The sequence below is a fragment of the Salmonella sp. SSDFZ54 genome (assembly GCF_004010735.1).
GTDB lineage: Bacteria > Pseudomonadota > Gammaproteobacteria > Enterobacterales > Enterobacteriaceae > Salmonella > Salmonella enterica.
In genome coordinates this window covers 2857837-2871964 of sequence record NZ_CP034819.1, presented here as the reverse complement: position 1 = coordinate 2871964, position 14128 = coordinate 2857837, and the positions used below count along the sequence as shown (strand labels likewise).

Here is a 14128-nt window from a genome sequence, read left to right as displayed (position 1 = left end):
CAGTCGCCTGCGCCTTTTTATCTGTGTTCAATGCCAGGCCGAATAAGCGTAGCGCCCTTCGGCAATAATGCCAGCACCGACCGACCTGATGGCAACACATTATGTCTTATCAGGCCGGTAAGTTTATCGCATCAGCTCAGGCGACCGTGACACTGTTTGTATTTCTTACCGGAACCGCAAGGGCAAGGATCGTTACGTCCAATCTTACGTTCGCCGGTTTGGGCGGCCAGATCGGCAGCCACGGCGGCATCGTCATCCTGATGGCTTAGCTGCTGCATCTGCGCCAGGCGCTCCGCCTCTTCGCGACGCTGCATTTCCATCGCTTCGACCTCTTCCGGCATACGTACCTGGACTTTGCTCAGGGTACTGATCACTTCATATTTCAGCGATTCCAGCATCGCGGCGAACATAGCGAAGGATTCGCGCTTGTATTCCTGCTTCGGATCTTTTTGCGCATAGCCGCGCAGATGAATACCCTGACGCAGGTAATCCATCGCCGCCAGGTGCTCTTTCCACAGGGAATCGAGCGTTTGCAGCATCACGCCTTTTTCGAAATGACGCATCATTTCAGCGCCAACCACCTCTTCTTTACGCTGATACACCTCGATGGACTGCGCCAGGATGCGCTCACGCAGCGTCTCCTCATGCAGCTCCGGCTCTTTATCCAGCCATTCGGCAATCGGCATCTCCAGGTCGAAGTCGTTTTTCAGGCGTTCCTGCAAACCCGGGATATCCCACATCTCTTCCAGCGACTGCGGCGGAATGTAGGCGTCGATAGTCGCCTTAAAGACATCTTCGCGAATGCTGTTAATGGTGTCGCTCACGTCAGACACATCCAGCAGTTCGTTACGCTGGGTATAAATTGCACGGCGCTGATCGTTCGCCACATCATCATATTCCAGCAGTTGCTTACGAATATCGAAGTTACGGCTTTCTACTTTACGCTGCGCGTTAGCGATAGCTTTCGTCACCCACGGGTGCTCAATCGCTTCGCCCGGCTTCATCCCCAGTTTACGCATCATACCGGAGACACGATCGGAGGCGAAAATACGCATCAGCGCATCTTCCATCGACAGGTAGAAACGGGAAGAACCCGGATCGCCCTGGCGACCGGAACGGCCACGCAGCTGGTTGTCGATACGGCGGGATTCATGGCGCTCGGTGCCAATGATATGCAGGCCGCCGGCAGCCAGAACCGCGTCATGGCGTACCTGCCAGTCCGCTTTAATCTGCGCAATCTGTTCTTCCGTCGGCGCTTCCAGCGCGGCGACTTCCGCCTGCCAGCTACCGCCCAGCATAATATCGGTACCACGACCCGCCATGTTAGTAGCGATAGTGACCGCCGCTGGATAACCAGCCTGCGCAACGATGCCTGCTTCGTTGGCGTGGAATTTTGCGTTCAGGACGTTATGTTTGATACCCGCTTTGGTCAGCTCTCTGGAGACCACTTCAGATTTCTCGATAGAAATCGTCCCGACCAGCACTGGCTGACCGTTCGCGGTACGTTCTTTAATATCTTCGATAATGGCCTGGATTTTTTCCGCTTCGGTCATGTAGACCAGATCCGGCAAATCTTTACGGATCATCGGACGGTTGGTCGGAACAACGACGGTGTCCAGCTTATAGATAGAACTAAATTCGAAGGCTTCAGTATCCGCCGTACCGGTCATACCGGCCAGCTTTTCATACAGACGGAAGTAGTTCTGGAAGGTAATAGACGCCAGCGTCTGGTTTTCATTCTGAATTTCAACGCCTTCTTTCGCTTCTACCGCCTGGTGCAGACCGTCAGACCAGCGACGCCCCTGCATGGTACGACCGGTATGTTCATCAACAATGATGACTTCGCCGTCTTTCACAATGTAATCCACGTCACGGGTAAACAGCGCGTGCGCGCGCAGCGCGGCGGTGACGTGATGCATCAGCATAATATTGCCAGGCGAGTAGAGCGACTCGCCTTCATCCATAATGCCTTCTTGCACCAGTAGCTCTTCAATCAGCACCAGACCGCGTTCGGTCAGGTTAACCTGGCGCGCTTTCTCATCAACGGAGAAGTGGCCTTCGCCCTGGAAAGTGTCAGAATCTTCTTTCTCCTGACGAATCAGGTGCGGAATGATTTTGTTCACTTTTTTGTACATTTCCGAGCTATCTTCCGCCGGGCCGGAAATAATCAGCGGCGTACGCGCTTCATCGATCAGGATGGAGTCGACCTCATCCACCAGCGCATAATGCAGTTTACGCTGCACGCGCTCTTCCGGGCTGAACGCCATGTTGTCGCGCAGGTAGTCAAAACCGTATTCGTTGTTAGTGCCGTAAGTGATGTCGGCAGCGTAAGCTTCACGTTTGGCTGGCGCAGGCATACCTGGCAGGTTGATACCAACGGACATACCGAGGAATTCGAATAGCGGACGGTTGTTTTCGGCGTCACGCTGCGCCAGATAGTCGTTCACGGTTACCACATGAACGCCTTTGCCGGACAGCGCGTTCAGGTAGGCTGGCAGCGTTGCGGTCAGCGTTTTACCTTCACCAGTACGCATTTCGGCGATACAGCGATCGTTGAGCACCATACCACCCAATAGCTGAACGTCGAAGTGACGCATCCCAAAGACGCGTTTACTGGCTTCACGCACCACCGCGAACGCTTCCGGAATCAGGCTCTCTACGCTTTCGCCTTTTTCAATACGGGCGCGAAATTCGTTGGTTTTCGCTTTCAGTTCGTCATCGGAGAGTTTTTCCATCTCCGGTTCCATCGCATTAATAAGGCTGACGGCCTTACGCATACGACGCAGCGTACGATCGTTACGGCTACCGAATACTTTGGTTAATAATTTGATTAGCATAATAAAGTCTCAAATGCCCCGCGCCGCGGAGCTACAAATAAAGTAAAAGGGTCTTTTTTCGTTAGCTGAGACGTTGCGGACCGGCGCGGATACCCTGCGCCTGACTTATCCAGGCCGGGATGCTAAATGCGGTTTGTGGCGCAAAATACGCCAGGGAGAGGCGGCGAACAATCGCCGGCGGCGTGCCCTCCTGCGTGAGCATCGCGCTGAGCGTATTCAGTAAGGCGATATGATGCGCCTGTAATGGCGACGGCGCGTCGGCAACGGGCAGCGTTTGCGGCGCCATTGCAAAAGAAAGGTGGCGAATCACCGTGCGAATAGCGTGCTGATGCCAGTAATCTACGGTGAAATTGGGACGACGGTTAGAGGCTTCTAACAGCGCAAGATGGCTAAAGTTAACTTTAGACGCGGTGCTGGCGGTCGTCCTTGCAGGCGTATTGGTTTCAGCGGCGTTACTGAGCGCGGGCAAACCAAAACTCGCCGCGACCATCCCTAATAAGAGATGCGGCCAGAAGTATCGTCTGCCTAACTGTCGCCAGCGCGTCAGTATTCCACTCACGTCATTGCCACCTGATATGCCCCTCATGGGCTTACGGAATCAAAACAATTTGCGCACAAATCTTATCATTAAAGCGTACGCGCTACAGCAGTAATGACGAGAAGCTAAGGTGAAAATCGGCTAAGAAAACAGCGAACGCGCCGTGTTTCCATTTAACTCTGCCAAAATGGCTGTATTAAGGAAAGCGCAGATAAAGGATAGTAAAAAAAACGACTGGCTCGCCTGGCCGGAGAGAGTGCCAGGTTAACCAGTCGAATTTTATACGACAACGTATGTCGTTATGCCAGTACCGTCGAAGGCGCTTTGAAAGCCAACGGCAGTTCTGCGTCGTCCTGGAAGGTCACAAATTCCCAGGCTTCCTGTTTTGCCAGGACTGCCTGTAACAATTTGTTATTCAATGCGTGACCGGATTTATACGCGGTAAACGCACCAATAATATTGTGACCACACATGAACAAGTCACCGATCGCGTCGAGCATTTTGTGACGAACGAATTCATCTTCAAAACGCAGGCCGTCTTCGTTCAATACGCGATAATCGTCAACAACGATGGCACAATCGAAGCTGCCGCCCAGGCACAGGCCGCGGGACTGCAGATATTCGATATCACGCATAAAACCGAAGGTACGCGCACGGCTGATCTGGCGCATGAACGCATCCGCAGAGAAGTTCATCGCGTAGCGCTGGCTGCTGGAATCGATCGCCGGATGGTTAAAGTCGATGGTGAAATCCAACGTAAAACCATTGTACGGTCTGAATTCAGCCCATTTATCGCCATCTTCAACCCGAACAGTCTCTTTGATGCGTACGAATTTTTTGGCGCAGTTCAGTTCATCAATACCGGCGTCAAGCAGCAGGTAGACAAACGGAGCGGCACTGCCATCCATGATCGGGATTTCCGGGGCATTAACCTCAATAACGATGTTATCGATACCTAAGCCCGCCAGAGCAGCGTTCAGGTGCTCAACGGTTGAAATCCGTACATCATGCTCATTCACCAGACACGTACAGAGCATGGTATCACGCACAGATTTGGCATCGGCCGGGAAATCTACCGGTGGATTCAAGTCGGTGCGACGATAGATGACCCCGGTATTGGCCGGCGCAGGGCGTAATGTCAGGGTGACTTTTTTGCCGGTGTGTAAACCGACGCCAGTCGCCTGAACGATACGTTTAAGTGTCCTTTGTTTGATCATCGTATAATCTCGCCAAATTACCTATCCAACCGAAGTGTACTATACATTCGGCGGGCCAGTTTAGCACAAAGAGCCCAGAATCCCAAATTCCAGCTAATTCTTAATCAGCTTGCTTACGCAGGAATGCGGGGATATCCAGATAATCCGGCTCTTTCGCCGCCTGTGGTGTATTGTCGTTAACCACTTTCGCGACCGTTTTTTGCTCCTGCGTCAGCGGCGCCATACCGTGCTGCTGATAACGATCCAACACCGGCTGCTGCACCTGTTTATTGGTGACCAGAGTGATTTCCGGACGTTTGTCCATACCAATACCGGTCGCCACTACCGTCACGCGCAGTTCATCATTCATATCCGGGTCCAGAGAAGTACCGATAACCACGGTGGCGTTATCCGACGCAAACGCGCGAATGGTGTTACCGACGGTTTCAAACTCGTCCAGACGCAGGTCGAAGCCCGCGGTAATGTTGACCAACACGCCGCGCGCGCCGGACAGGTCGATATCTTCCAGCAGCGGAGAAGAAATAGCCATTTCAGCCGCTTCTTCCGCACGGTCTTCACCGCTCGCCACGCCGGAGCCCATCATTGCGTAGCCCATTTCAGACATCACGGTACGCACGTCAGCAAAGTCGACGTTCATCAGACCCGGGCGGGTGATCAGCTCTGCGATGCCCTGAACCGCGCCTTTCAGCACGTCGTTAGCCGCGCCGAACGCGTCGAGCAGGGAGATACCACGGCCCAGCACTTTCAGCAGCTTGTCGTTCGGGATGGTGATCAACGAGTCCACATGCTTGGACAGCTCGGTGATACCCTGCTCCGCAAATGCCATGCGCTTTTTGCCTTCAAAATTGAAAGGCTTAGTCACCACGGCAACGGTCAGAATACCTAAATCTTTAGCCACTTCAGCAACCACTGGCGCCGCGCCAGTTCCGGTACCGCCGCCCATGCCTGCCGCGATAAATACCATGTCTGCGCCTTCAAGCGCCGCACGCAGCGCTTCACGGTCTTCGTCCGCCGCGTTACGACCGACTTCCGGGTTAGCGCCAGCGCCCAGACCTTTGGTAATGCCGCTACCAATTTGAATGGTCTGGCCAACCGCCGTTTTACGCAACGCCTGAGCGTCGGTATTCACCGCGAAGAATTCAACACCTTCGATGCGCTCGCGCACCATGTGTTCAACAGCGTTACCGCCGCCACCACCGACGCCGATGACTTTAATCACCGCGTCGTTGGTTAGTTCCATAGGTTCAAACATAATCTCTCTCCGTCATGTGCCTGTCGCCTGAGGCCGTAATATCTGGCGGCCTCATAAAAATTAAAACTCTTTTCGCAGCCAGCTATTAAGTCGCTTGATCCACGAGCCAACTGATGCCGTAACACGTTTTTCCACTTCTGCTTCACCGTTTAAGTGGGACTCTTTCCCGTAGTGAAGCAATCCCACCGCCGTTGAGTAATACGGCTCCTGGGCATAATCCGTCAGACCGGTGATATTCAGCGGCGCGCCGATACGCACCTGCGTATGAAACACGCGCTGAGCGCAAGCAGCAAGCCCTTCGATTTGCGCCGCGCCGCCGGTTAACACAATCCCCGCCGCCAGGTGATGTTTTACCCCTTGTTGGCGAAGCTGTTCCTGTAATTGCAATATCTCTTCGTTGACCAGATTGAGCAGCTCGGTGTAACGCGGCTCAATCACTTCCGCCAGCGTCTGACGTTGCAGGCTGCGCGGCGGACGCCCGCCTACGCTCGGTACTTCAACGCTTTCGTCTTTACCGACGATGGAACCCAGCGCGCAACCGTGGCGAACTTTAATGGCTTCAGCATCGCTCGGCGGCGTACCAAAGGCATAAGCGATATCGCTGGTCACCACGTTCCCCGCGTAAGGGATCACTTTGGTATGACGCAGCGCGCCGCCAGTATAAACGGCGATATCCATTGTACCACCGCCGATATCCACGACACAGACGCCCAGTTCACGTTCATCTTCCGTTAACACGGAATAACTGGCCGCCAGTCCGGCAAATATCAGTTGGTCAACTTTCAGACCACAACGTTCAACAGCTTTGACAATGTTTTTTGCCATATCGTTGTGGCAGGTAATCAAATGTACTTTCGCCTGCATACGCACGCCGGAAAGACCGACCGGATTTTTAATGCCTTCCTGGTAGTCAATGGCGTACTCCTGAGGAATCACATGCAGCACGCGATGTTCATCGCGCACGCGCACTGACTTCGCAGTATGCACGACGTTTTCCACATCTTCTTGCGTCACTTCCTCTTCGGAAATGGGCACCATACCAATTTCATTCTGACAGCTAATATGTTTGCCGGAAAGCGCCAGATATACCGAGGAGATCTGGCAATCGGCCATCAATTCCGCCTGGTCAATGGCGCGCTGAACGCATTTCACCACTGACTCAAGGTCATTCACCCCGCCTTTATCCATACCCCGCGATGGGCAACTGCCCACGCCAATGATATTGACCATACCGTCGGGCAGAACTTCCCCTACTAAAGCGGCAACCTTCGCGGTGCCAATCTCCAGTCCTACTACCAGTTTTCTGTCCGTCGCCTTGATCATTGTTGTTCTGCCTGTGCCTGATTCTGTTGCTGATTAGATTCCTCAGGGGGGAGCGGCGCCCAGCCAACTGCCGCACCTGAGTCATAACGCAAATCAACGTAGCTAATCCGTTTGCCATCGGTTTGCGCCTGCTGCTGTAAAACCGGATAGAGTTCTACAAAGCGAGCCAACCTTTTCATCGTATCGCCCCTGCCGAGATTGAGCTTAATGCCGTTATTAAGCGTCAATTGCCAGGAGCGACGTGCGGTCATCGCCGCTTCCTTTAGAGTGAATTTATCCTTAGCCAGCACCTGCCCCATCTCGCGGTATCCCTGCAACACTTCACTCGCGCTGCCTTCCGGGCCATACAACATGGGTAAAACCTGTTTGCCGATGCGGTCTGACGGCACGCTGAAGGTGTTCCCTTCAGCATCGACCATATGTTGATCATTCCAACGCGCAATCGGCACATATTCAACCAGATGAATCTTCAATTCATCAGGCCACTGTTTTCTGACGCTGGCCTGTTTAATCCACGGCAAACGCTCAATCTGGCTCTGGATAATGTTCACATCCTGCGTCATGAAGGTTCCCGGCGCGCCCAGAGCCAGTATCGCCTGACGGATATCATCGTTACGCGTGTAGTGACGCTCGCCGGTTAATACCAGCTTTGATAACGGTAAACGCTGCGCATCTTCCATCCACCCTAACACGACCCACCCGCTAACAAACACGGTGCACAGTACCGTCAGCAGAAATAAAATACCTGCAAGACGCGTTCCATTATTGCGGCGTGAAGAAGGCGTCTCTTCATCACTGTTTCGCGTGTTCAGCGCAGCCTGCGACATATCAGTCCGCCAACTCCAGAATTCGTACCACTAACTGCGAGAAGCTCATTCCCGCCTGACGCGCCGCCATCGGCACCAGACTATGGCTGGTCATCCCCGGAGAAGTATTGGCTTCCAGCAGATAAAACTGACCATCGCTGTCCAGCATGACGTCAATACGCCCCCATCCCGTGCAGCCTAAAGCTTTCCATGCCTGCAGGACGAGAGACTGTAGCGCGGCTTCCTGGGACGCTTCTAAACCGGCAGGGCAGAAATACTGAGTCTCATCAGAGAGATACTTCGCCTCATAATCATAGAAGGTTCCTGCCGGTTGGATACGAATTGACGGTAAAATTTCTTCGCCAACTATCGCCACCGTAAATTCCGGACCGCACAGCCATTTCTCAATCAGTATTTCGTCATCATGCTGAAAAGCCAATGATAACGCACCCTGTAAAGCATTTTCTTCTACTACTTTCGTCATACCGACGCTGGAGCCTTCACGGCTGGGTTTGACGATCAGCGGTAAACCCAGCGCCGAAATTCGCGCTTTTTGTTCTTCGCTAAGGCCTTTTTCAAACTCAGCGCGCGTCAATGCGACCCACGGCGCAACCGGTAAGCCCGCGCCCTGCCACAGCAATTTACTGCGCAGTTTATCCATGGAAAGCGCCGAGGCCATCACGCCGCTGCCGGTATAAGGCAGGCCGAGCAGCTCAAGCATTCCCTGTAAGGTGCCATCTTCACCGCCGCGGCCATGCAACGCAATAAAGACCTTCTGAAAGCCCATTGCTTTAAGCTGCGCGACATCGACCTCTTGCGGATCGACGGGATGCGCATCAATACCGCCTTCACGTAACCCGGCCAACACTGCCGCGCCGGAATTTAACGAAACGTCCCGCTCCGCAGAGGTTCCGCCCAACAGGACCGCGATTTTATCAGCCATGTTGCTCTTCCTCCTGGATTTGCGGCTTCAGCTTGATTTCAGATAAGTAACGCGCAATTTTGCCAACATTTCCTGCGCCTTGCACTAATATCAAGTCGTTACCCGTCAGCACCGGCGCTAACATTGTCGCAACCTGAGCCGGATCGGAAACCAGAATCGGGTCAATTTTTCCCCGATTACGAATCGTACGACATAAAGAACGGCTATCCGCGCCCGGAATCGGCGCTTCGCCCGCCGGGTAAACGTCCAGCATCAGCAGCGCATCGACCTGGGTCAGCACATTGGCGAAATCGTCATACAGATCGCGCGTGCGCGTGTAACGGTGCGGCTGAAACAGCATCACCAGGTTTTTATCCGGCCACCCTGCTCGCGCAGCTTTAATGGTGGCGTCTACTTCAGTCGGATGATGGCCATAGTCATCCACCAGCATCGCCGTCCCGGCTTTACCATTCACCGGCTCAAGCGGGAACTCGCCGAGGAAGTCAAAACGACGCCCGGTCCCCTGGAAGCTTTCCAGCGCGCGCAGGATAGCGTCATCGGCGATGCCTTCTTCGGTCGCTACCGCCACTGCCGCAGCGGCATTCAGGGCATTGTGGCGACCCGGCGCATTCAACGTGACATGCAGATCCTGCATTCCCTGGCGCAACAGCGTAAAGTGCCCCTGCGGCCCTATCTGCTGATAATCTTCTACGCGGACGTCAGCATCCTCGCTAAAGCCATACGTCGTGGTCTGACGCCCCACCCGCGGCAGCAACTCGCGGATGACCGGATCGTCGACGCACATTACCGCGCGACCGTAGAACGGCAGGTTATGCAGGAAGTTAATAAACGTCTGCTTTAAATTTTCAAAGTCGCCATGATAGGTATCCATATGGTCGGCTTCGATGTTGGTGACGATCGCGACCATCGGCTGCAAATGCAGGAAGGATGCGTCGCTCTCATCTGCCTCGGCAATCAGGTAACGACTATGGCCCAGACGCGCATGAACGCCTGCGGCTTTCACCAGTCCGCCATTCACGAAAGTCGGGTCCAGCCCCGCTTCGGCATAAATACTGGACACCATCGCGGTCGTTGTGGTTTTTCCGTGCGTCCCGGCAATGGCGATGCCGTGGCGAAAACGCATTAGTTCCGCCAGCATTTCCGCACGGCGAATAACCGGAATACGCGCTTCATGCGCCGCGACAATTTCCGGGTTATCCGCGGAAATTGCGCTGGAAACGACGACCACGCTGGCATCACGCACATTTTCCGGACGATGGTTAAAGAAAATCGTCGCCCCCAGGCTCGTCAACTGCTGGGTCACCGGATTCGGCGCTAAATCGGAACCACTGATCTGATACCCTTCATTGGCCAGAACTTCGGCAATACCGCCCATACCAGCACCACCGATGCCGACAAAGTGAATGTGCCGAACGCGACGCATTTCGGGCACGATGGAACGCAGTTTTGCCAGTTGTTGTGTATTCATTCTTTACGCCATTAACTTCAATACCCGCCATACTTCAAATTGCAGATGCGTTGGCTTGCCTGCAACCCAAATTATTGAGGGTAGAAAAACCCTGCGATGCAAAAGGCACCGCCACAAATTATGTCCGGGCAACCCGGCTGACTTCACTGGCGACGCGTTCGGTAGCATCCGGAATGGATACCGCGCGGGCACGCTCCGCCATGGTTAACAACGCCTCGCGCGACCACCCCGCCAGGGTGTCGGCGACAGCCTCTACAGTAAACTGCGGCTGCTCAAAAATCTTAGCTGCGCCGGCGTTTTCTAACGGCAGCGCATTCCAGTACTGCTGCCTGTCTTTATGCTGAAACGGCACGAATATCGCCGGTAACCCGGCGGCGGCGATCTCGCTCACCGTTAAAGCGCCGGAACGACATACCACCACATCCGCCCACGCATAGGCGGCGGCCATGTCATCGATAAATTCCGTCACCTTATGCTGCGGTTGTCCCGCCCCGGCATATGCCTGCTCTACCGTGAGCTGCGCGCCTTTTCCGCTTTGATGCCAGATTGTAACCGTATCGCCCAGTCTGGCGGCAACCTGCGGCATCGTCTGGTTCAGGACTCGCGCCCCCTGAGAACCGCCGACCACCAACACGCGAATCGGGCCGTCACGACCGGCCAGACGCACCTGCGGCAACGGCAACGCCAGTACGTCGGTACGCACCGGGTTACCCACCACTTCCGCGTTCGGAAACGCACCGGGAAACGCCTGCATCACCGTGGTCGCGATTTTGGCCAGCCACTGATTGGTCAGCCCGGCGATACCGTTTTGCTCATGCAAAACGACCGGAATACCCAATGACCAAGCGGCAAGACCGCCGGGGCCGGAAACATAACCGCCCATTCCCAGCACGACATCCGGCTTAAACCGCTTCATGATCGCCCGCGCCTGCCGCCAGGCGTTAAAAATCCGCAGCGGCGCCGCCAGAAGCGCTTTTACGCCTTTACCGCGCAGACCGGAGATCCGAATAAAGTCAATGTCGATGCCATGCTTCGGCACTAAATCCGCTTCCATACGATCGGCGGTACCCAGCCAGCGAACCTGCCAGCCCTGGGCCATTAAATGATGCGCAACGGCCAGTCCCGGGAACACGTGCCCGCCGGTACCGCCCGCCATCACCATTAACCGCTTCGGTTGACCACTCATCGAGAACCTCGTGTAAACGCCTGCGCTTTTTCCAGACGCGTTTCATAATCAATACGTAATAAAAACATAATGGCCGTCGACATAATCAACAGACTCGACCCGCCATAACTGATCAGCGGCAGCGTAAGGCCTTTGGTCGGCAGCATCCCCGCGGCCGCGCCAACGTTTACCAGCGCCTGGAAACTAAACCAGATACCGATAGAACACGCTAAAAATCCGGAAAAACGGTGGTCAATCTCCAATGCCTTACGGCCAATCGACATCGCGCGAAAAGCGACGAAGAATACCATTAAAAGCGCCAATACCACACCGATATAACCCAGTTCTTCCCCAATAATGGCGAAGATGAAATCGGTGTGCGCCTCCGGCAAATACTCCAGTTTCTGCACCGAATTCCCCAGCCCTTGCCCCCATATCTCACCGCGACCAAAAGCCATCAGCGACTGCGTCAGCTGATAACCGCTGCCGAACGGATCTTCCCAGGGGTTCCAGAACGAGGTAACGCGGCGAATACGATACGGTTCGGCGAGGATTAACAGAATCACCGCCGAGATGCCCATCCCGATAATGGCGATGAACTGCCATAATTTCGCCCCAGCGAGAAACAGCATCGCCAGCGTGGTGACAAACAGTACGACCACCGTCCCGAGGTCAGGCTGCGCCAGCAGTAACACCGCCAGCACCAGAATCACGCCCATTGGTTTTAAAAAGCCGCGCAGGTTATTTCGCACTTCATCAACCTTACGCACCAGATAGTTCGCGAGGTAGCAGAACAGCGACAGCTTAGTAAACTCCGCAGGCTGAATACGCAGCGGCCCCAGCGCAATCCAGCGCGACGCCCCGTTAACCGAGCTCCCGACGACCAGCACGATAAGCAGCATAATGATCGACGCTATCAGCATCGTCGTGCTGTATTTTTGCCAGAAGGTCATGGGCAAACGCAGCGTGACCATCGCCAGACAAAATGCCAGGAAGATATAGAGCGCATCACGTTTGGCAAACAAAAACGGATCGTTCGCCAGGCGCTGCCCGACTGGCATGGAGGCCGACGTCACCATGACAAAACCAATCGCCGCCAGCCCGAAGGTCAGCCATAGCAGCGTGCGGTCATACATGATCAGACTGTCGGCGTCTTTATCGCGCGAAGCCATCACCCAGCCTTTAAGCGCCGCAAACAGCCAGGCCAGGAGGCCAAAACCTGGTACGCGCGGCATTCTCAGACGGGGGAGAGATAAACGCATCAACCTAACTCCTTCGCCAGACGGGTAAAGACATCGCCCCGTTGCTCAAAATTTTTAAACTGATCGAGGCTGGCGCAGGCGGGCGACAGCAGCACCATATCACCCGGCTGAACGCGCGGCGCCAGCAAACGCATCGCCTCTTCCATCGTCTCAGTCTGTTGGGCGATTTCCGGACGCAATGCGGCAAACTGCGCGCCATCGCGCCCAAAGCAATACAGGCGGATACGATCGCCGGTCAGATAGCGCGCCAGCGGAGAAAAGTCTGCCGACTTACCGTCGCCGCCCAGCAGCAGATGCAGCGTACCGTCCACATGCAAACCGTTTAGCGCCGCTTCGGTACTGCCGACGTTGGTCGCTTTCGAGTCGTTGATCCAACGTACGCCGTTATGCTCCAACGCCAGCTGGAAGCGATGCGCCAGACCGGTAAATGTCGTCAACGCCTTCAAACTGCTGGCGCGCGGCAGACCTACGGCATCCGCCAGCGCCAGCGCCGCTAACGCATTGGTATAGTTATGCTGCCCGGAAAGCTTCATCTCTTTCACGTTCAGCACCTTCTCGCCTTTGACTCGCAGCCAGGTTTCGCCCTGCTGACGATTAAGGTGATAATCACCCATATTGACGCCAAAGCTGACGCAGCGCTCATCGGCCCCACGAACCGGCATCGTCAACGCATCATCGGCATTCACCACGCACACTTTCGCCTTCTCGTAGACGCGCAGTTTCGCCGCCCGGTACTGTTGCAAACCAAACGGATACCGGTCCATATGATCTTCAGTGACGTTGAGCACCGTTGCCGCCGCCGCTTGCAAACTTGACGTGGTTTCCAGTTGGAAACTGGATAATTCCAGCACGTACAATTCGCGATCGGCATCCAGCAGCATCAGCGCCGGAAGACCGATATTGCCGCCAACGCCGACATTGACGCCCGCCGCTTTCGCCATCTCGCCCACTAAGGTGGTCACGGTGCTTTTGCCGTTCGAGCCGGTGATGGCCACAATCGGCGCTTGCGCTTCGCGGCAAAACAGTTCGATATCGCCGACAATTTCCACTCCAGCGCTGGCGGCAGCGCTAAGAGAGGGATGCGCCAGAGCAATACCAGGGCTGGCGACGATTAAATCCGCCGCTAAGAGCCACTCGTCGTTCAGGCCGCCAACGTGACGCTCAACCTCTTGCGGCAGCTTATCCAGACCCGGCGGCGTCACGCGAGTATCCATCACCCGCGGCGTCACGCCGCGGGCGAGAAAAAAGTCCACGCAAGAGAGTCCGGTTAAGCCCAGACCAATAATGACGACGTTTTTGTCCTGGTAATCAGCCATG

General features: G+C 55.0%; 11 protein-coding genes. All 11 read right to left on the bottom strand.

Annotation, left to right across the window (positions count from 1 at the left end; all coding sequences use genetic code 11):
* Nucleotides 1-131: 131 nt before the first annotated feature.
* The gene (secA, locus tag EOS97_RS14220; RefSeq protein WP_000905756.1) at nt 132-2837 is read right to left on the bottom strand and encodes a preprotein translocase subunit SecA; all 2706 of its coding nucleotides are present in this window, start codon (nt 2835-2837) and stop codon (nt 132-134) included.
* Between the two features lie 61 nt (nt 2838-2898).
* The gene (secM, locus tag EOS97_RS14215) at nt 2899-3396 is read right to left on the bottom strand and encodes a secA translation cis-regulator SecM (RefSeq protein WP_000014336.1); all 498 of its coding nucleotides are present in this window, start codon (nt 3394-3396) and stop codon (nt 2899-2901) included.
* A 278-nt stretch (nt 3397-3674) separates the two neighbouring features.
* Entirely contained in the window at nt 3675-4592 is a 918-nt protein-coding gene (gene lpxC, locus EOS97_RS14210) for a UDP-3-O-acyl-N-acetylglucosamine deacetylase (RefSeq protein WP_000595487.1), read from the bottom strand.
* Between the two features lie 100 nt (nt 4593-4692).
* Nucleotides 4693-5844 (bottom strand): cell division protein FtsZ, encoded by a 1152-nt coding sequence (gene ftsZ, locus EOS97_RS14205; protein WP_000462785.1) that lies wholly within the window; start codon nt 5842-5844, stop codon nt 4693-4695.
* Between the two features lie 60 nt (nt 5845-5904).
* Nucleotides 5905-7167 (bottom strand): cell division protein FtsA, encoded by a 1263-nt coding sequence (gene ftsA, locus EOS97_RS14200; RefSeq protein ID WP_000588463.1) that lies wholly within the window; start codon nt 7165-7167, stop codon nt 5905-5907.
* A complete protein-coding gene (gene ftsQ / locus EOS97_RS14195) occupies nt 7164-7994 on the bottom strand; it encodes a cell division protein FtsQ (protein WP_000075728.1) in 831 nt (276 codons plus the stop codon). Before ftsQ ends, ftsA begins: the two co-directional genes overlap by 4 nt.
* A 1-nt stretch (nt 7995) precedes the next feature.
* Entirely contained in the window at nt 7996-8916 is a 921-nt protein-coding gene (locus EOS97_RS14190; protein WP_000763895.1) for a D-alanine--D-alanine ligase, read from the bottom strand.
* Nucleotides 8909-10384: a UDP-N-acetylmuramate--L-alanine ligase gene (gene murC, locus EOS97_RS14185; protein ID WP_001096077.1), complete on the bottom strand. Its 1476-nt coding sequence runs from the start codon at nt 10382-10384 to the stop codon at nt 8909-8911. Before murC ends, EOS97_RS14190 begins: the two co-directional genes overlap by 8 nt.
* A gap of 118 nt (nt 10385-10502) precedes the next feature.
* Entirely contained in the window at nt 10503-11570 is a 1068-nt protein-coding gene (murG, locus tag EOS97_RS14180) for an undecaprenyldiphospho-muramoylpentapeptide beta-N-acetylglucosaminyltransferase (RefSeq protein WP_000016613.1), read from the bottom strand.
* A complete protein-coding gene (gene ftsW, locus EOS97_RS14175) occupies nt 11567-12811 on the bottom strand; it encodes a cell division protein FtsW (protein WP_001239803.1) in 1245 nt (414 codons plus the stop codon). The genes murG and ftsW overlap by 4 nt, the downstream gene beginning before the upstream one ends.
* Complete coding sequence (gene murD, locus EOS97_RS14170; protein WP_000796440.1) at nt 12811-14127, bottom strand: UDP-N-acetylmuramoyl-L-alanine--D-glutamate ligase; 1317 nt, start codon at nt 14125-14127, stop codon at nt 12811-12813. Before murD ends, ftsW begins: the two co-directional genes overlap by 1 nt.
* Nucleotide 14128 lies beyond the last annotated feature (1 nt).

Excerpts from the sequence above, each read along its gene's own strand:
- EOS97_RS14190 (WP_000763895.1), bottom strand. The coding sequence starts at position 8,916 with ATGGCTGATAAAATCGCGGTCCTGTTGGGCGGAACCTCTGCGGAGCGG.
- ftsZ (WP_000462785.1), bottom strand. The coding sequence starts at position 5,844 with ATGTTTGAACCTATGGAACTAACCAACGACGCGGTGATTAAAGTCATC.
- ftsA (WP_000588463.1), bottom strand. The coding sequence starts at position 7,167 with ATGATCAAGGCGACGGACAGAAAACTGGTAGTAGGACTGGAGATTGGC.
- murG (WP_000016613.1), bottom strand. The coding sequence starts at position 11,570 with ATGAGTGGTCAACCGAAGCGGTTAATGGTGATGGCGGGCGGTACCGGC.
- ftsW (WP_001239803.1), bottom strand. The coding sequence starts at position 12,811 with ATGCGTTTATCTCTCCCCCGTCTGAGAATGCCGCGCGTACCAGGTTTT.
- lpxC (WP_000595487.1), bottom strand. The coding sequence starts at position 4,592 with ATGATCAAACAAAGGACACTTAAACGTATCGTTCAGGCGACTGGCGTC.
- murD (WP_000796440.1), bottom strand. The coding sequence starts at position 14,127 with ATGGCTGATTACCAGGACAAAAACGTCGTCATTATTGGTCTGGGCTTA.
- murC (WP_001096077.1), bottom strand. The coding sequence starts at position 10,384 with ATGAATACACAACAACTGGCAAAACTGCGTTCCATCGTGCCCGAAATG.
- secA (WP_000905756.1), bottom strand. The coding sequence starts at position 2,837 with ATGCTAATCAAATTATTAACCAAAGTATTCGGTAGCCGTAACGATCGT.
- ftsQ (WP_000075728.1), bottom strand. The coding sequence starts at position 7,994 with ATGTCGCAGGCTGCGCTGAACACGCGAAACAGTGATGAAGAGACGCCT.